At 56.2% G+C, this 18,517-nt stretch carries 16 protein-coding genes and 1 tRNA gene; all 17 read left to right on the top strand.

Annotated elements, in window-relative coordinates; genetic code table 11:
• Positions 1 to 44: 44 nt before the first annotated feature.
• The 17 genes from secE (at position 45) to rplW (ending at position 18,517) form a co-directional block, all read left to right on the top strand.
• A complete protein-coding gene (secE, locus tag DKK66_RS05660; protein WP_082086642.1) occupies positions 45 to 401 on the top strand; it encodes a preprotein translocase subunit SecE in 357 nt (118 codons plus the stop codon).
• Positions 401 to 934, top strand: a complete 534-nt coding sequence (gene nusG, locus DKK66_RS05655) for a transcription termination/antitermination protein NusG (protein ID WP_045848775.1) — start codon at positions 401 to 403, stop codon at positions 932 to 934. Before secE ends, nusG begins: the two co-directional genes overlap by 1 nt.
• Before the next feature lie 98 nt (positions 935 to 1,032).
• Positions 1,033 to 1,464 carry a 50S ribosomal protein L11 gene (gene rplK / locus DKK66_RS05650; protein ID WP_045848776.1) on the top strand — a complete coding sequence of 144 codons (432 nt, stop codon included), beginning with the start codon at positions 1,033 to 1,035 and terminating at the stop codon, positions 1,462 to 1,464.
• The gene (gene rplA, locus DKK66_RS05645) at positions 1,465 to 2,160 is read left to right on the top strand and encodes a 50S ribosomal protein L1 (protein WP_045848777.1); all 696 of its coding nucleotides are present in this window, start codon (positions 1,465 to 1,467) and stop codon (positions 2,158 to 2,160) included.
• Positions 2,161 to 2,337: 177 nt separating this feature from the next.
• A tRNA-Thr gene (locus DKK66_RS05640) sits at positions 2,338 to 2,412 on the top strand.
• A gap of 92 nt (positions 2,413 to 2,504) precedes the next feature.
• Positions 2,505 to 2,999, top strand: coding sequence for a 50S ribosomal protein L10 (gene rplJ, locus DKK66_RS05635; RefSeq protein WP_045848778.1), 495 nt, complete (start codon positions 2,505 to 2,507; stop codon positions 2,997 to 2,999).
• Positions 3,000 to 3,035: 36 nt separating this feature from the next.
• The gene (rplL, locus tag DKK66_RS05630) at positions 3,036 to 3,407 is read left to right on the top strand and encodes a 50S ribosomal protein L7/L12 (RefSeq protein ID WP_045848779.1); all 372 of its coding nucleotides are present in this window, start codon (positions 3,036 to 3,038) and stop codon (positions 3,405 to 3,407) included.
• A gap of 154 nt (positions 3,408 to 3,561) precedes the next feature.
• Complete coding sequence (gene rpoB, locus DKK66_RS05625) at positions 3,562 to 7,737, top strand: DNA-directed RNA polymerase subunit beta (protein ID WP_045848780.1); 4,176 nt, start codon at positions 3,562 to 3,564, stop codon at positions 7,735 to 7,737.
• Between the two features lie 56 nt (positions 7,738 to 7,793).
• On the top strand, positions 7,794 to 11,987 hold the full coding sequence (gene rpoC / locus DKK66_RS05620; protein WP_045848781.1) for a DNA-directed RNA polymerase subunit beta': 4,194 nt from the start codon (positions 7,794 to 7,796) through the stop codon (positions 11,985 to 11,987).
• Positions 11,988 to 12,149: 162 nt separating this feature from the next.
• Positions 12,150 to 12,521 carry a 30S ribosomal protein S12 gene (gene rpsL, locus DKK66_RS05615; protein ID WP_045848782.1) on the top strand — a complete coding sequence of 124 codons (372 nt, stop codon included), beginning with the start codon at positions 12,150 to 12,152 and terminating at the stop codon, positions 12,519 to 12,521.
• Between the two features lie 99 nt (positions 12,522 to 12,620).
• Entirely contained in the window at positions 12,621 to 13,091 is a 471-nt protein-coding gene (rpsG, locus tag DKK66_RS05610; protein WP_045848783.1) for a 30S ribosomal protein S7, read from the top strand.
• A gap of 27 nt (positions 13,092 to 13,118) precedes the next feature.
• On the top strand, positions 13,119 to 15,215 hold the full coding sequence (gene fusA / locus DKK66_RS05605) for an elongation factor G (RefSeq protein ID WP_131356155.1): 2,097 nt from the start codon (positions 13,119 to 13,121) through the stop codon (positions 15,213 to 15,215).
• Between the two features lie 72 nt (positions 15,216 to 15,287).
• Entirely contained in the window at positions 15,288 to 16,478 is a 1,191-nt protein-coding gene (gene tuf, locus DKK66_RS05600; protein WP_119313285.1) for an elongation factor Tu, read from the top strand.
• Positions 16,479 to 16,492: 14 nt separating this feature from the next.
• Positions 16,493 to 16,804 (top strand): 30S ribosomal protein S10, encoded by a 312-nt coding sequence (gene rpsJ, locus DKK66_RS05595; RefSeq protein WP_017507377.1) that lies wholly within the window; start codon positions 16,493 to 16,495, stop codon positions 16,802 to 16,804.
• Positions 16,805 to 16,947: 143 nt separating this feature from the next.
• Positions 16,948 to 17,592: a 50S ribosomal protein L3 gene (gene rplC / locus DKK66_RS05590; protein WP_045846865.1), complete on the top strand. Its 645-nt coding sequence runs from the start codon at positions 16,948 to 16,950 to the stop codon at positions 17,590 to 17,592.
• The gene (gene rplD / locus DKK66_RS05585; protein ID WP_045846866.1) at positions 17,592 to 18,212 is read left to right on the top strand and encodes a 50S ribosomal protein L4; all 621 of its coding nucleotides are present in this window, start codon (positions 17,592 to 17,594) and stop codon (positions 18,210 to 18,212) included. Before rplC ends, rplD begins: the two co-directional genes overlap by 1 nt.
• Positions 18,203 to 18,517, top strand: a complete 315-nt coding sequence (rplW, locus tag DKK66_RS05580; protein ID WP_197077176.1) for a 50S ribosomal protein L23 — start codon at positions 18,203 to 18,205, stop codon at positions 18,515 to 18,517. The genes rplD and rplW overlap by 10 nt, the downstream gene beginning before the upstream one ends.

Raw genomic sequence — 18,517 nt, 5'->3', positions numbered from 1 at the left:
GCCGGTTGGTCTTTTGTCGCATACGCGCAGAGAACATTCCGCACATGGAAATGCAAGATAAACTCAAACTGGCTCTGGCCGGTCTGCTGGTGGTGGCCGGTGTTGTTGGCTTCTACATGATTCCCGAAGATCAGGGTGTATTGCGTGCTCTGGCATTCATTGTTGGTGTTGTGCTGGCGGCCGGTGCTGTCTGGCTGTCGACTCCGGGCAAGGAGTTCGTTGCCTACGCCAATGACTCGCTGGTTGAAGCGCGCAAGGTCGTATGGCCAACCCGCAAGGAAGCCATGCAAATGACCGGCATGGTTTTCGTCTTCGTTCTGGTGCTGGCCCTGTTCATGTGGATGGTGGATTCGGGTCTGTCCTGGTTGTTCTACGATGTAATTCTTGGTCGAGGTAGATAATGGCAAAGCGCTGGTACGTTGTGCATGCTTATTCCGGTTTTGAGAAGAGTGTGCAGAAGGCGCTGCGTGAGCGCATCGAACGTTCCGAGGTGGCAGACCTGTTCGGCCAGATCCTCGTTCCGGTAGAAGAAGTGGTGGATGTGAAGAATGGCCGCCGCTCCATTACCGAGCGCAAGTTTTTCCCCGGTTATGTCTTGGTTGAAATGGACATGACGGATGATACCTGGCACCTGGTGAAGAGCACCCCCAAGGTAACTGGTTTTGTCGGTGGTACCGCCAACCGTCCGGCACCGATTTCCAAGAAGGAAGTCGATGCCATCATGCAGCAAATGCAAGAGGGTGTGGAAAAGCCGAAGCCGAAGGTATTGTTTGAAGTGGGTGAAAAGGTTCGCGTCATTGACGGTCCTTTCAATGACTTCAACGGCTCTGTCGATGAAGTCAACTACGAACGTAACAAGCTGCGCGTGTCGGTACAGATCTTCGGTCGTGACACGCCGGTTGAGCTGGATTTCAGTCAGGTAGAAAAGCTGTAATTTTACTTGGCAGCTAGTTTGTAAGCGTATATACTGTTGCGCTTTCGTCCGGGAAGCGAGTGCACGCTCGCGCTATACCCATTTTAGGAGTTTTAATCGTGGCAAAGAAAATTGTCGGCTATGTAAAGCTGCAAGTGCCCGCTGGTAAGGCCAACCCGTCTCCTCCGATCGGTCCGGCCCTGGGTCAGCGTGGTCTGAACATCATGGAATTCTGCAAGGCGTTCAACGCCCAGACTCAAGGCATCGAGCCGGGTCTGCCGATTCCGGTTGTGATCACTGCTTATGCAGACAAGTCCTTCACCTTCATCATGAAGACGCCGCCGGCGACCATTCTCCTGAAGAAGGCTGCTGGCATCAAGTCCGGTTCCTCCAAGCCGCATACCGACAAGGTTGGCAAGGTAAGCCGTGCTCAGCTGGAAGAAATCGCCAAGACCAAGCAGCCGGACCTGACCGCTGCTGATCTGGACGCTGCTGTTCGCACCATCGCCGGCTCCGCCCGTTCGATGGGTCTTGAAGTGGAGGGTGTGTAAATGGCCAAGATTTCCAAGCGCCTGCAAACCCTGAAGGCAACTGTTGATCGCAACAAGCTGTACGCTGTTGAAGAAGCAATTGCTCTGGTTAAGTCTGCTGCTACCGCCAAGTTTGACGAGTCCATTGATGTGGCCGTTAACCTGGGTGTTGACCCGCGTAAATCCGACCAGGTTGTACGTGGCTCCGTAGTTCTGCCGCGCGGCACCGGTAAGTCCGTACGCGTTGCTGTATTTGCTCAAGGTGCCAACGCCGAAGCTGCCAAGGCCGCCGGTGCTGAAGTTGTCGGTTTCGACGACCTGGCCGAGCAAGTAAAAGCTGGCAACCTGGACTTCGACGTTGTGATTGCCTCTCCGGATGCAATGCGCGTTGTTGGTCAGTTGGGTCAAATCCTCGGCCCGCGTGGCCTGATGCCGAACCCGAAGGTTGGTACTGTTACCCCGAACGTTGCTGAAGCGGTTAAAAACGCCAAGGCCGGTCAGGTTCAATACCGTACCGACAAGGCCGGTATCATTCACGCCACTATCGGCCGTGCTTCCTTCGAAGCCGAAGCCCTGCGTGAAAACTTTACTGCTCTGGTAGATGCCCTGGTGAAAGCCAAGCCGGCAGCTTCCAAGGGTGTGTATCTGAAAAAGATCGCCGTATCCAGCACCATGGGTATTGGCGCTCGTGTAGATACCAGCTCCGTCAGCGCTTAAGTTGATGTGAGTCCGGCAGGGTGGTTCGCCACCTTGCCACTGGCTTTGGGCTGGCAGGCTTGTCTGCCAGATTGTCAAAGACCGTAGGAGCCGCAAGGCTTAATCGCAAGTCGCTTCCCGGTGGCCTGCATCCTGCGCAGATGGTGTACCCGAAAGTAGGCTTCTGAAGAGTTCAGGGCTCATGTAGCTCAGGGGTAGAGCACTCCCTTGGTAAGGGAGAGGTCGGCGGTTCAATTCCGCCCATGAGCACCAGTTTCCCTTCTCTATGTTGTCTCCTGATACAGGTCGCCGCTGCAAAGCGGAGCAGAAATCATTCTGCTTCATTTCAGTCTAGGAGATAGACCTTGAGTCTCAATATCGAAGATAAAAAGGCAGTCGTTGCTGCTGTAGCTGCCGAGCTGGCCGCTGCACAGACCCTCGTCATCGCCGAATATCGGGGCATCGAGGTAAGCAGCATGACCAAGCTGCGCGCTCAGGCGCGTGAGCAAGGCGTTTACCTGCGCGTTCTGAAGAACACGCTGGTTCGCCGTGCGGTTGCTGGTACCCAATTCGAAGCGCTGGCCGAACAAATGGTTGGCCCGCTCGTTTACGGTATCTCTGCCGATCCGGTTGCTGCTGCCAAGGTGCTGCATCAATTTGCCAAGGCTGACGACAAGATCATCGTCAAGGCAGGTTCCTACAATGGCGCGGTACTGAATGCTGCTCAGGTTGCTGAGCTGGCGTCCATCCCGAGCCGCGAAGAACTGCTGTCCAAGCTCCTCTACGTTATGCAAGCTCCGGTTGCTGGCTTCGCCCGCGCCCTGGCTGCATTGGCAGAGAAGCAAGCCGAAGCCGCTTAACTTATTTGATTCTTATAGAATTCAGGAGATTTTTACATGGCAATCACCAAAGAAGACATCCTCGAAGCCGTTGCTGGCCTGACCGTTATGGAACTGAACGATCTGGTTAAGGCGTTCGAAGAGAAGTTCGGCGTTTCCGCTGCTGCCGTTGCCGTTGCTGGCCCGGCTGCTGGTGGCGCTGCTGCTGCTGAAGAAAAGACCGAGTTCGACGTTGTTCTGACCGCTGCTGGCGACAACAAGGTTAACGTGATCAAGGTTGTTCGTGCTATCACCGGCCTGGGCCTGAAGGAAGCCAAGGACATGGTTGACGGCGCTCCGAAGACCGTGAAAGAAGGCGTAGCCAAGGCTGAAGCCGAAGAAGTTCTGAAGCAACTGACCGAAGCCGGTGCCAAGGCTGAAATCAAATAATCTTCTTTGAAAAAAGAAGGTGAGGCTGGCGGAGAAATCCGCCAGCCTTATTGCGCTTGTAATTGGCCGAAACAAAGATAGTAAAAGCCAGCACTTACCGGCGTGGCTGCTGACTTTTGGTTTCTTGCGCCACTACCACCTCGATGGAGACTCTATGAGTTATTCGTTTACTGAGAAGAAGCGTATTCGTAAGAGCTTTGCGAAACGCGCCAGTGTTCTCGATGTCCCATTCCTGTTGGCGACCCAGATTGATTCTTATGCCGATTTCCTGCAACTGGGTGTACCGCTAGATCAGCGCAAGGATGCTGGTCTGCAGGCCGCGTTCAAGTCGATCTTCCCGATCCATAGCCACAATGGCTATGCCCGCCTTGATTTTGCTCACTACATTCTTGGTGAGCCGCCGTTTGACGTGCAGGAATGTCAGCTGCGTGGCATTACCTATGCTGCTCCGCTGCGCGCCCGTATCCGTCTGACCATCCTGGACAAAGAGTCGTCCAAGCCGGTGGTAAAAGAAGTGCGCGAGAATGAAGTTTACATGGGCGAGATTCCGCTCATGACCACCAATGGTTCTTTCATTATCAACGGTACCGAACGCGTTATCGTTTCCCAGCTGCACCGCTCCCCGGGCGTGTTCTTCGAGCATGACCGCGGCAAGACCCACTCCTCTGGCAAGCTGCTGTTCTCCGCCCGCGTGATTCCGTACCGCGGTTCCTGGCTGGACTTCGAGTTTGACCCGAAAGACCTGCTGTACTTCCGTATCGACCGTCGCCGCAAGATGCCGGTGACCATTCTGCTGAAGGCACTGGGTTACAGCAACGAACAAATCCTGTCCGAGTTCTACAGCTTCGATACCTTCTACCTGACCAAGTCCGGCGTGTTCATGCGCGTGGTTCCGGAGCGTCTGAAGGGCGAAGTGGCCAAGTTCGACATCGTCGCTGCCGATGGGAAGCTGATCGTGGCCAAGGACAAGCGCATCACTGCCAAGCACATCCGCGACATCCAGACCGCCCAGCTCGATCGCATCGAAGTACCGGCTGATGTCCTGCTGGGCAAGGTGCTGTCGCACAATGTCACCAATGTTGACACTGGCGAAGTACTGGCGCGCGCCAACGAAGAAATCACCGAAGAGCTGCTGGCCAAGCTGGCACTGGCCGAGATCGAACAGGTTGAAGTGCTGTTCACCAACGATCTGGATCAAGGCGCGTACATTTCGCAAACCCTGCGTACCGATGACAGCCTGGACCGCCTGCAAGCGCGTGTTGCCATCTACCGCATGATGCGTCCTGGCGAACCGCCGACCGAAGATGCGGTGGAAGCCCTGTTCCAGCGCCTGTTCTTCAGCGAAGAAACCTACGATCTGTCCCGCGTAGGCCGCATGAAGTTCAGCTCGCGTACCTATCAGTACAAGTTCGATGAGAAGACTCCGGAGTGGTTCAAGTCGCTGATCGGCGAAAAATTCGCCCATCGTCGTGACGTGATGGAAGGCACCCTGTCGACTGAAGACATCGTTTCCGTCATTGCCATCCTGTGCGAACTGCGCAATGGCCGCGGCGAAGTGGATGACATCGACCATCTGGGTAATCGTCGTGTCCGTTCCGTTGGTGAACTGGCCGAGAACCAGTTCCGTGCCGGTCTGGTACGTGTTGAGCGCGCAGTGAAGGAACGCCTGAATCAGGCCGAGTCCGACAACCTGATGCCGCACGACCTGATCAACGCCAAGCCGGTGTCCGCTGCCATCAAGGAATTCTTTGGTTCCTCGCAGCTGTCCCAGTTCATGGACCAGACCAACCCGCTGTCGGAAATCACCCACAAGCGCCGTGTATCGGCTCTTGGCCCGGGCGGTCTGACCCGCGAACGTGCCGGCTTCGAAGTACGTGACGTACACCCGACCCACTACGGCCGTGTATGCCCGATTGAAACGCCGGAAGGTCCGAACATCGGTCTGATCAACTCGTTGTCAGTGTTTGCACGTACCAACGAGTTCGGTTTCCTGGAAACCCCGTACCGCAAGGTCGTGGACAGCAAGGTAACCAACGAGATCGACTACCTGTCCGCCATCGAGGAAGGCCGTTACGTCATTGCTCAGGCCAACGCCGAGCTGGGCGAAGACGGTACCCTGGTTGACGAACTGGTAACCTGCCGTGAAAAGGGTGAAACCATTCTGGCTACCCCGGACCGCGTACAGTACATGGACGTGGCCACCGGTCAGGTAGTATCCGTTGCCGCTTCGCTGATTCCGTTCCTGGAACACGATGACGCCAACCGTGCCTTGATGGGTGCCAACATGCAGCGTCAGGCCGTACCGTGCCTGCGTCCGGAAAAGCCGTTCGTCGGTACCGGTATCGAGCGCTCGGTGGCTGTTGACTCCGGTACTACCGTAGTTGCCCGTCGTGGCGGCGTGGTGGATTACGTTGATGCTGGCCGTGTCGTGGTACGCGTTAACGACGAAGAAGCCATCGCCGGTGAAGTGGGTGTGGATATCTACAACCTCACCAAGTTCACCCGTTCCAACCAGAACACCAACATCAACCAGCGTCCGGTGGTGAAGGTGGGTGACAAGATCGCCAGCGGCGACGTGGTGGCCGACGGTGCTTCCACCGACCTGGGCGAACTGGCACTGGGTCAGAACATGACCATCGCCTTCATGCCGTGGAACGGCTACAACTACGAAGACTCGATCCTGATCTCGGAAAAGCTGGTTGCTGAAGACCGCTACACCTCGATCCACATCGAAGAACTGTCGGTTGTTTCGCGTGACACCAAGCTGGGACCGGAAGAAATCACCCGTGATATTCCGAACCTGTCCGAGCGCATGGCAGGTCGTCTGGATGAATCCGGCATCGTTTACATCGGTGCTGAAGTGGAAGCCGGTGACGTACTGGTGGGCAAGGTAACGCCGAAGGGTGAAACCCAGCTGACGCCGGAAGAAAAACTGCTGCGCGCCATCTTCGGTGAAAAAGCCTCCGACGTGAAGGATACCTCCCTGCGCGTGCCGACCGGCACCGTGGGTACCGTGATCGACGTACAGGTGTTCACCCGCGAAGGTATCGAGCGCGACAAGCGTGCACAGTCCATCATTGATGCCGAACTGAAGCGCTACCGCCTCGACCTGAACGACCAGCTGCGCATTTTCGAAAACGACGCCTTCAGCCGTATCGAACGTCTGATCGTTGGCAAGCTGGCCAACGGTGGTCCGAAGCGTCTGGCCAAGGGTACCGCCATTGATGCCGAGTACCTGGAAAGCCTGCCGGTCAAGCACGACTGGTTCGACATCCGCATGGCTGATGAAGACATCGCCAAGCAGCTGGAACTGATCAAGGAAAGCCTGGTACAGAAGCGCGAAGAATTCGACCTCAAGTTCGAAGACAAGAAGCGCAAGCTGACCCAGGGTGACGAACTGCCGCCGGGCGTACAGAAGATGGTCAAGGTTTACCTGGCTGTTAAGCGTCGTCTGCAGGCTGGTGACAAGATGGCCGGTCGTCACGGTAACAAGGGTGTGGTCTCCCGCATCCTGCCGATCGAAGACATGCCTTACATGGGCGACGGTCGTCCGGTCGACATCGTGCTGAACCCGCTGGGCGTACCGTCGCGTATGAACATCGGTCAGATTCTGGAAGTGCATCTGGGTTGGGCTGCCAAGGGTATTGGCGAGCGCATCGACCGCATGATCAAGCAACAGCAGGATGTTGCCGAACTGCGCGGCTACCTGGAGCGCATCTATAACGAAACCGGCAAGTCCGAAGACCTCGCCAGCCTGTCCGATGCCGAGATCCTGGATCTGGCAGACAACCTGCGCAAGGGCATGCCGTTTGCCACGCCGGTATTCGACGGTGCCAAGGAAACCGAGATCAAGCACATGCTGGATCTGGCTTACCCGAGCGGCGACGAACTGACGGAGAAGATGGGCTTTAACGAGTCCAAAACCCAGATGACCCTGTACGATGGCCGCTCCGGCGAAGCCTTCGACCGCAAGGTTACCGTGGGTGTGATGCACTACCTGAAGCTGCATCACCTGGTTGATGACAAGATGCACGCCCGTTCCACCGGTCCGTACTCCCTGGTTACCCAGCAGCCGCTGGGTGGTAAGGCACAGTTCGGTGGCCAGCGTTTCGGTGAAATGGAAGTGTGGGCGCTGGAAGCTTATGGCGCCGCCTACACCCTGCAGGAAATGCTGACGGTGAAGTCTGACGATGTCACCGGTCGTACCAAGGTTTACGAAAACATCGTCAAGGGCGAACACAAGATCGACGCCGGCATGCCGGAATCCTTCAATGTATTGGTGAAGGAAATCCGCTCGCTCGGCCTGGATATCGACCTGGAACGTTATTGATTGGGTGAGAAGGCGCGGCATCATGCCGCGCCTCCTGTCCCCTGACTGGAGACGCAATGAAAGCTCTGCTCGACCTCTTTAAGCAAGTAACGCAAGAAGAAGAGTTTGATGCGATTAAAATCGGCATCGCTTCGCCCGACAAGATCCGTTCCTGGTCTTATGGTGAAGTCAAAAAGCCGGAAACCATCAACTATCGTACCTTCAAGCCGGAACGTGACGGCCTGTTCTGCGCCCGTATCTTCGGGCCGGTAAAAGACTACGAATGCCTGTGCGGCAAATACAAGCGCCTGAAGCACCGTGGCGTCATCTGCGAAAAGTGTGGCGTTGAAGTCACCCTGTCCAAGGTGCGTCGCGAACGCATGGGCCACATCGAACTGGCCAGCCCGACTGCGCACATCTGGTTCCTGAAGAGCCTGCCGTCCCGTCTGGGCATGGTGCTCGACATGACCCTGCGCGACATCGAACGCGTACTGTACTTCGAAGCATTCGTCGTGACCGATCCGGGCATGACCCCGCTGCAATACCGTCAGCTGCTGACCGAAGAAGACTTCCTGGACAAGGAAGACCAGTACGGCGAAGAATTCGTCGCCATGATGGGTGCCGAAGCCGTACGCGAACTCTTGAAGCGTCTGAATCTGGATACCGAGATCGAGACCCTGCGTCGCGAACTGGAAGCCACCAATTCCGACACCAAGATCAAGAAGATCGCCAAGCGTCTGAAAGTACTGGAAGCATTCCAGCGCTCCGGCATGAAGCCGGAATGGATGATTCTGGAAGTCCTGCCGGTACTGCCGCCGGAACTGCGTCCGCTGGTACCGCTGGATGGTGGCCGTTTCGCCACTTCCGACCTGAACGATCTGTATCGCCGCGTCATCAACCGTAACAACCGTCTGAAGCGCCTGCTGGAACTGCGCGCACCGGACATCATCGTGCGCAACGAAAAGCGCATGCTGCAGGAATCGGTTGACTCGCTGCTGGACAACGGTCGTCGCGGCAAGGCCATGACTGGCGCCAACAAGCGTCCGCTGAAGTCCCTGGCCGACATGATCAAGGGTAAGGGCGGTCGCTTCCGTCAGAACTTGCTGGGTAAGCGTGTCGACTACTCCGGCCGTTCCGTGATTACCGTAGGCCCGACCCTGCGTCTGCATCAGTGCGGTCTGCCGAAGAAAATGGCGCTGGAACTGTTCAAGCCCTTCATCTTCCACAAGCTGGAAGTCATGGGCCTGGCCTCCACCATCAAGGCAGCCAAGAAGCTGGTAGAGCAGGAAGTGCCGGAAGTATGGGACATCCTGGAAGACGTGATCCGCGAACATCCGGTCCTCTTGAACCGTGCGCCGACCCTGCACCGTCTGGGTATCCAGGCGTTCGAGCCGGTGCTGATCGAAGGCAAGGCCATCCAGCTGCATCCGCTGGTCTGCGCGGCATTCAACGCCGACTTTGACGGTGACCAGATGGCCGTTCACGTGCCGCTGTCGCTGGAAGCACAGATGGAAGCCCGCACCCTGATGCTGGCCACCAACAACGTGCTGTCCCCGGCCAACGGCGACCCGATCATCGTACCGTCCCAGGATATCGTGCTGGGTCTGTACTACATGACCCGCGACAAGGTAAACGGCAAGGGTGAAGGCATGGTATTTGCCGACACCAAGGAAGTGCATCGCGCTTACGAAACCCGTCAGGTTGAACTGGCTACCCGTATTACCGTTCGTCTGAAAGAATGGGAAAAGGACGAGCAGGGCGAATTCCAGCCGGTGATCAAGCGTTACGAGACCACCGTTGGTCGTGCCATCCTGTCCGATATCCTGCCGAAGGGCCTGCCGTTCGAGCACATCAACAAGGCGCTGAAGAAGAAGGAAATCTCCAAGCTGATCAACGTATCGTTCCGCCGTTGCGGCATCCGCGATACCGTGATCTTCGCCGACCAGTTGATGTACACCGGTTTTGCCTACTCCACCCGTGGCGGTATCTCCATTTGCGTGGACGACATGCAAATCCCGGGCAAGAAGGTCGAGCTGCTGGGCGAAGCCCAGAAGGAAGTCAAGGAAATCGAAGAACAGTACCGTCAAGGTCTGGTCACCCAGGGCGAACGCTACAACAAGGTAGTGGACATCTGGGGCCGTACCGGCGACAAGATCGCCAAGGCCATGATGGACGAGCTGTCCAAGCAGAAGGTGCTGGACCGCGAAGGCAAGGAAGTCGATCAGGAATCCTTCAACTCCATTTACATGATGGCCGACTCTGGTGCGCGGGGTTCCGCAGCACAGATCAAGCAGCTGGCCGGTATGCGGGGTCTGATGGCCAAGCCGGACGGCTCGATTATCGAAACGCCGATTACTGCCAACTTCCGTGAAGGTCTGACGGTTCTGCAGTACTTCATCTCCACCCACGGTGCCCGTAAGGGTCTGGCGGATACGGCCTTGAAGACTGCCAACTCCGGTTACCTGACCCGTCGTCTGGTAGACGTGACGCAGGATCTGGTGGTGATCGAAGATGATTGCGGCACCAGCAATGGCTTCACCATGAAGGCTGTCCTGCAGGGCGGTGACGTGATCGAAGCGCTGCGTGACCGTATTCTGGGTCGTGTTACCGCTGTTGACGTGGTTGATCCGTCGACTGGCGAAACCGTTCTGGAAGCCGGCACCCTGCTGGACGAACACATGGTTGACGTCATCGACAGCCTGGGTATCGACGAAGTCAAGGTCCGCACTGCCATCACTTGCGACACCCGTTATGGTCTGTGCGCCAAGTGCTACGGTCGTGACCTGGCACGCGGCAAGCGCGTGAACGCCGGTGAAGCAGTCGGTGTGATTGCCGCCCAGTCGATTGGTGAGCCGGGTACCCAGCTGACCATGCGTACCTTCCACATTGGTGGTGCCGCGTCCCGAAATGCCGCAGCCAGCCAGGTTGAAGGTAAGTCGAATGGTACCGTACGCTTCTCCAGCCAGATGCGTTATGTTGCCAACACCAAGGGCGAGCTGATTGTCATCACCCGTTCCGGTGAAGTGGTGATCCATGACGATATGGGCCGTGAGCGCGAACGCCACAAAGTACCGTATGGCGCCACCCTGATGGTGACCGACGGTCTGGTGATCAAGGCTGGTGCAGTCCTGGCGACCTGGGACCCGCACACCCGTCCGATCATCACCGAGTACGCTGGCCGCGTGAAGTTCGAAAACGTGGAAGAGGGCAACACCGTTGCCAAGCAGACCGACGAAGTGACCGGTCTGTCCACACTGGTGGTTATCGATCCGAAGCGTCGTGCCGGTTCGCAGTCCAAGATGCTGCGTCCGCTGGTGAAGCTGCTGGACGAAAATGGTCTGGAAGTGAAGCTGGCAGGTTCGGATGCTTCGGTATCCATCACCTTCCAGGTAGGCGCCATCATTACCGTGCGTGACGGTCAGGAAGTGGGCAAGGGTGAAGTGCTGGCCCGTATCCCGCAGGAATCCTCCAAGACCCGTGACATTACCGGTGGTCTGCCGCGTGTGGCTGAGCTGTTCGAGGCCCGTTCGCCGAAGGATGCCGGTATGCTGGCCGAGGTGACCGGTACTGTTTCCTTCGGTAAGGACACCAAGGGCAAGCAGCGTCTGATCATCACTGATCTGGAAGGTAACGGTTACGAAAACCTGATCCCGAAAGACAAGCACGTACTGGTGCACGATGGTCAGGTCGTCAACCGTGGTGAACTGATCGTCGACGGTCCGGTTGACCCGCACGACATCCTGCGTCTGCAAGGTATCGAAGCGCTGGCGCGTTACATCGTCCAGGAAGTTCAGGAAGTGTACCGTCTGCAGGGCGTGAAGATTAACGACAAGCACATCGAAGTGATCATTCGCCAGATGCTGCGTCGTGTCATCATCTCCGACAGCGGTGATACCGAGTTCATCCAGGGTGAACAGGTTGAACGTGCGGACGTTCTGGAAATGAACGACCAGATGCTGGCCGAAGGCAAGGAACCTGCCCAGTACGAAAACATCCTGCTGGGTATTACCAAGGCTTCCCTGTCCACCGACTCCTTCATCTCGGCGGCTTCCTTCCAGGAAACCACCCGCGTGCTGACCGAAGCGGCCATCATGGGCAAGAAGGACGATCTGCGCGGTCTGAAGGAAAACGTGATCGTGGGTCGCCTGATTCCGGCCGGTACCGGTCTGGCCTACCATCGTACCCGTCGCCGCCAGGGACAAGGTCTGGATATCTCCCAGTCCCAGTTGCTGGATGAGCAACAGGTCGATGAAGTGGAAAACAACAGCTAAGCATCACAAACCGGCTGTTTGTTGAAAAAACGCCGCGCTACCAGCAGCAGATGCTGGGGCGCGGCGTTTTTCAATTGACGGTAAGTATTTGACTAAAATATAATCCTCCGTCCTTCTGGAGGCGTGTTGTCTGCAGAATGAATCAACTAGGAACTGATAGTAATGCCAACCATTAACCAACTCGTTCGCAAGGGCCGTGCGGTCCTGACCGTGAACAGCAAGGTGCCTGCGCTGGAAGCCTGCCCGCAGAAGCGTGGCGTGTGCACCCGTGTTTACACCACCACCCCGAAAAAGCCGAACTCCGCGCTGCGTAAAGTGTGCAAGGTTCGTCTGACCAACGGCTTCGAAGTGATTTCCTACATCGGTGGTGAAGGCCACAACCTGCAGGAACACTCCGTAGTACTGATCCGTGGCGGTCGTGTAAAAGACTTGCCGGGTGTGCGTTACCACACCGTACGCGGCTCCCTGGACACCGCAGGTGTTAAGGACCGTAAACAGTCCCGTTCCAAATACGGTGCTAAGCGTCCTAAATAATTGGGATGTACTGGCGGCGGCCTGAGGTCGTCGAGTAAGTGACTGCTTTGATATGGGTGGTCATGAGCCCAAGCTCAACTGAATAACGAAGGAAGTAACATGCCAAGACGCAGAGAAGTCCCCAAGCGCGAGATTCTGCCGGATCCGAAGTTCGGTTCCCAAGATCTGTCCAAGTTCATGAACGTAGTGATGATCGATGGCAAGAAAGCCGTTGCAGAACGCATCATCTACGGCGCACTGGAACAGATTGAAAAGAAAACCGGCAAGAGCGCACTGGAAGTGTTCAACGCAGCACTGTCCAATGCCAAGCCGATCGTAGAAGTAAAAAGCCGCCGTGTAGGTGGTGCAAACTATCAAGTTCCTGTTGAAGTTCGTCCGTCCCGTCGTATGGCCCTGGCCATGCGCTGGCTGCGTGATGCTGCGCGTAAGCGTGGCGAAAAGTCCATGGACCTGCGCCTTGCCGGTGAGCTGATCGACGCTGCCGAAGGTCGTGGCGGCGCCATGAAGAAGCGTGACGAAGTGCATCGTATGGCAGAAGCCAACAAGGCCTTCTCTCACTTCCGCTTCTAAGCTCAACCACACAATAAGGTGTAGATCGTGGCTAGAAAGACCCCCATCGAGCGCTACCGTAATATCGGTATTTCCGCTCACATTGACGCCGGTAAGACCACTACTACCGAGCGTATTCTGTTTTACACCGGTGTTAACCACAAGATCGGTGAAGTGCATGATGGCGCCGCCACCATGGACTGGATGGAACAGGAACAGGAGCGTGGTATTACCATCACCTCCGCTGCTACCACTACCTTCTGGAAAGGTATGGGCATGCAGTTCCCGGAACATCGTTTCAACATCATCGATACCCCGGGCCACGTGGACTTTACCATTGAGGTAGAGCGTTCCATGCGTGTACTGGACGGTGCCGTAATGGTTTACTGCGCTGTGGGTGGTGTTCAGCCGCAGTCCGAAACCGTATGGCGTCAGGCCAACAAGTACAAGGTTCCGCGTATTGCCTTCGTGAACAAGATGGACCGTCAGGGTGCCAACTTCTTCCGTGCCGTAGAACAGGTGAAAACCCGTCTGCGTGGCAATCCGGTACCTATCGTTGTACCGATCGGTGCTGAAGATGGCTTCGAAGGTGTGGTTGACCTGCTGAAGATGAAGGCCATCATCTGGGATGAAGCTTCCCAGGGCATGAAGTTCGAATACGGCGAAATCCCGGCTAACCTGGTTTCCGTTGCTGAAGAATGGCGCGAGAAGATGGTTGAAGCCGCTGCCGAAGTCAGCGACGAAATGATGGACAAGTACCTGGGCGGCGAAACGCTGACCGAGGAAGAAATCGTTGCTGGTCTGCGTGCACGTACCCTGCGTTGCGAAATCCAGCCGATGCTGTGTGGTTCCGCGTTCAAGAACAAGGGTGTACAGCGCATGCTGGACGCCGTGATCGAACTGCTGCCGTCGCCGACTGAAGTTCCGGCGATCAAGGGTGAAGTCGACGGTGTTGAAGCCGAGCGTCACGCTTCGGATGACGAGCCGTTCTCCGCGCTGGCATTCAAGCTGATGAATGACCCGTACGTAGGTCAGTTGACCTTCTTCCGCGTTTACTCTGGTGTGGTTCAATCCGGTGATACCGTAATGAACTCCGTGAAGGGCAAGAAGGAACGTATCGGCCGTATCGTACAGATGCACGCCAACGACCGTAAGGAAATCGAAGAAGTACGCGCTGGTGACATCGCTGCTGCTATCGGCCTGAAGGAAGTGACCACTGGTGAAACCCTGTGTTCCGTTGATGCACCGATCGTGCTGGAACGCATGGAATTCCCGGATCCGGTTATTCACGTTGCCGTTGAGCCGAAGACCAAGGCCGACCAGGAAAAGATGGGCGTTGCCCTGAACCGCCTGGCCAAGGAAGACCCGTCCTTCCGCGTACGCACTGACGAAGAATCCGGTCAGACCATCATTTCCGGTATGGGTGAACTGCACCTGGAAATTCTGGTTGACCGCATGAAGCGTGAGTTCGGCGTTGAAGCCAACGTGGGTGCTCCGCAGGTTGCTTACCGCGAAACCATTACCAAGACTGTTACCGACGTGCAAGGTAAGCACGCCAAGCAGTCCGGCGGTAAGGGTCAGTACGGTGATTGTACGATTACCCTGGAGCCGTCTGGCGAAGGTAATGGCTACAAGTTCATCGACGAGATCAAGGGTGGTGTGATTCCGCGTGAATTCATTCCTTCCGTTGACAAGGGTATCCGCAACTCGCTGAACAACGGCATTCTGGCTGGCTTCCCGGTGGTTGACGTAACCGTACGTCTGACCTTCGGTTCCTACCATGACGTTGACTCCTCGCAGATCGCCTTCGAACTGGCCGGTTCCATCGCCTTCAAGGAAGCCATGCGCCGTGCCGGCCCGTGCATCCTCGAACCGATGATGGCTGTTGAAGTTGAAACGCCGGAAGAGTACATGGGCGACGTGATGGGTGACCTGAACCGTCGTCGCGGCATCGTGCAAGGTATGGACGATGATGGTCTGGGTGGCAAGAAGATTAAGGCCGAAGTACCGCTGGCCGAGATGTTCGGTTACTCCACCGACCTGCGTTCCGCTACTCAGGGTCGTGCTACCTACTCCATGGAGTTCAAGCACTACTCCGAAGCGCCGAAGCATATTGCTGAAGCCGTAATGGCCGCCAAGAAGTAATGCGCGCTGAAGTTGGCCGGCTTCGGCTGGCCAACTCTGATCTAATGTTCTTTAATTAAGGATTTTTGCAAAATGGCAAAAGAAAAGTTTGAGCGGACCAAACCGCACGTAAACGTCGGCACCATCGGTCACGTTGACCACGGTAAGACCACCCTGACCGCAGCGATCACCACCATTCTGTCCAAGAAGTTCGGTGGCGAAGCCAAGGACTACTCCCAGATCGACAGCGCGCCGGAAGAAAAGGCACGTGGTATTACCATTAATACCGCACACGTAGAATACGAAACCGAGTCCCGTCACTACGCTCACGTAGACTGCCCGGGTCACGCTGACTACGTTAAGAACATGATTACCGGTGCTGCCCAGATGGACGGCGCTATCCTGGTGTGCTCCGCAGCTGACGGCCCGATGCCGCAAACTCGCGAACACATCCTGCTGTCCCGTCAGGTTGGCGTTCCGTACATCATCGTTTACCTGAACAAGGCTGACCTGGTTGACGACGCTGAACTGCTGGAACTGGTTGAAATGGAAGTGCGCGATCTGCTGTCTTCCTACGACTTCCCGGGCGACGACACTCCGGTAGTGATCGGTTCCGCTCGTCTGGCACTGGAAGGCGACCAATCCGAAATGGGCGAACCGTCCATCTTCCGTCTGGCTGCTGCTCTGGACTCCTACATTCCGACTCCGGAACGTGCTGTTGACAAGCCGTTCCTGCTGCCGATCGAAGACGTATTCTCCATCTCCGGTCGTGGTACTGTAGTTACCGGTCGTGTAGAGCGCGGTATCGTTAAAGTTGGTGAAGAACTGGAAATCGTAGGCCTGAAGGCAACTGCGAAGACCACCTGCACCGGCGTTGAAATGTTCCGCAAGCTGCTGGACCAAGGTCAGGCTGGTGACAACGTAGGCGTACTGCTGCGTGGTACCAAGCGTGAAGACGTAGAGCGTGGTCAGGTACTGGCTAAGCCGGGCACCATCACCCCGCACACCAAGTTCGGCGCATCCGTATACGTGCTGAGCAAGGATGAAGGCGGTCGTCACACCCCGTTCTTCGCTAACTACCGTCCGCAGTTCTACTTCCGTACTACCGACGTGACCGGTGCTGTAAGCCTGGCCGAAGGCGTGGAAATGGTAATGCCGGGTGACAACGTGGAAATCACCGTAGAACTGATCGCCCCGATCGCTATGGAAGAAGGTCTGCGTTTCGCGATCCGTGAAGGTGGCCGTACTGTTGGCGCCGGCGTTGTTGCCAAGATCATCGCCTAATCGGAGCAGATAATATGCAAAGCCAGAAAATCCGCATCCGCCTGAAGGCCTTCGATTACAACCTGATCGATCGTTCCGCCCAGGAAATCGTTGAAACTGCCAAGCGTACCGGCGCTGTTGTTAAGGGCCCGGTTCCGCTGCCGACCAAAATCGAGCGTTTCAACGTTCTGCGTTCCCCGCACGTGAACAAGACTTCCCGCGACCAGCTGGAAATCCGCACTCACCTGCGCCTGATGGACATCGTAGATCCGACCGACAAGACTGTTGATGCTCTGATGAAGCTCGACCTGCCGGCCGGTGTGGATGTGGAAATCAAGCTGCAGTAATGACAGGAAATGCAGCGCTCGCAGGTTAAGTGCTTGCGATTGCTGAAAATCTTGTGATACATTAGCGGACTCGCAATTTTGCGAGTCCGCTTTTGTTTTTTATGCCGGTCAATCGTAATCGGCGCCTGCAAAAGGATATAAACATGAGTTTAGGTCTTGTCGGTCGCAAAGTCGGCATGACCCGCATTTTTGCCGAAGATGGTGCATCCATCCCGGTAACTGTGCTGGACATGTCCGCTAACCGCGTCACGCAAATCAAAACTGCCGAAGTTGACGGCTACACTGCCGTTCAAGTTACTTTCGGTGCCCGTAAAGCTAGCCGCGTTAACAAGGCGGCAGCTGGTCACTTTGCCAAGGCTGGCGTTGAAGCAGGTCTGGGTCTGAACGAATTCGTTCTGTCCGCAGAAGCTCTCTCCTCCCTGAAGCCGGGTGATGCACTGTCCGTTGAAATCTTCACCGTAGGTCAACTGGTTGATGTAACCGGTACCTCCAAGGGTAAGGGTTTCTCCGGTGTGATCAAGCGTCACAACTTCTCTTCCAACCGCGCTTCGCACGGTAACTCCCGTTCGCATAACACGCCGGGTTCTATCGGTCAGGCACAGGATCCGGGTCGTATTTTCCCGGGTAAGCGCATGGCTGGTCAGTACGGCAACGTCAAGAGCACTGTTCAGTGCCTGGAAGTTGTTCGTGTTGACGCCGAGCGTCAGCTGCTTCTGGTTAAGGGTGCCGTTCCTGGTGCCAAGAACGGCGATGTTGTCGTTCGTCCTAGCGTGAAGGCAGGTGCGTGATGGAATTGAAAGTAATCAATAGCCAAGGTCAGGCTGCTGGCAGCCTGCAGGCATCCGAGACTCTGTTCGGTCGCGAATACAACGAAGCCCTGGTTCACCAGGTTGTGACTGCATTCCTGGCGAATGCTCGCAGCGGTAACCGCGCTCAGCTGACTCGTGCCGAAGTAAACCACTCCACCAAGAAGCCGTTCAAGCAGAAGGGTACTGGTAACGCACGTGCCGGTATGACTTCCACTCCGAACCGTCGTGGTGGTGGTCGTGCTTTCCCGAACAGCCCGGACGAGAATTTCTCTCAGAAGGTTAACCGCAAGATGTTCCGCGCTGGCATGGCAGCTATCCTGTCCCAGCTGGTTCGCGACGAGCGTCTGATCGTGGTTGATTCGCTGTCGGTTGAATCGCCGAAAACCAAGGAATTCGTAGGTGTGGTTAAGTCCATGGGTCTGGAACAGGCTCTGTTCATTACCCGTGAACTGGACGAAAACCTCTATCTGTCTTCGCGCAATCTGCCGAACGTGCTGGTGATCGAAGCACAACAAGCTGACCCGTACAGCCTGCTGCGTTTCAAGAAGATCGTCATCACCCGTGAGGCGGTGCAGCATCTGGAGGAGCAGTGGGCATGAATCAAGAACGTCTGTTGCAAGTAATTCTGGCCCCGGTTGTTTCCGAAAAGAGCACCATGGTTGCTGAGAAGCATCAGCAAGTTGTTTTCCGTGTTGCTACCGATGCTACCAAGCCGGAGATCAAGGCTGCAGTTGAAATGCTGTTCAATGTAAAAGTTGAAGGCGTATCCACTGTTAACGTTAAGGGCAAAGTGAAACGCTTTGGCCGTACCTTTGGCCGTCGTAAAGACTGGAAAAAGGCTTACGTTAGCCTGGTTCAGGGTCAGGAAATCGATCTGACCGCCACCCCGGCCGCTGCGGAGTAA

Origin of the sequence: Aquitalea sp. USM4, from assembly GCF_004328945.1 — a bacterium.
In the GTDB taxonomy this organism is placed as follows: domain Bacteria; phylum Pseudomonadota; class Gammaproteobacteria; order Burkholderiales; family Chromobacteriaceae; genus Aquitalea; species Aquitalea pelogenes.
This window is presented reverse-complemented; position numbering and strand designations above follow the sequence as displayed.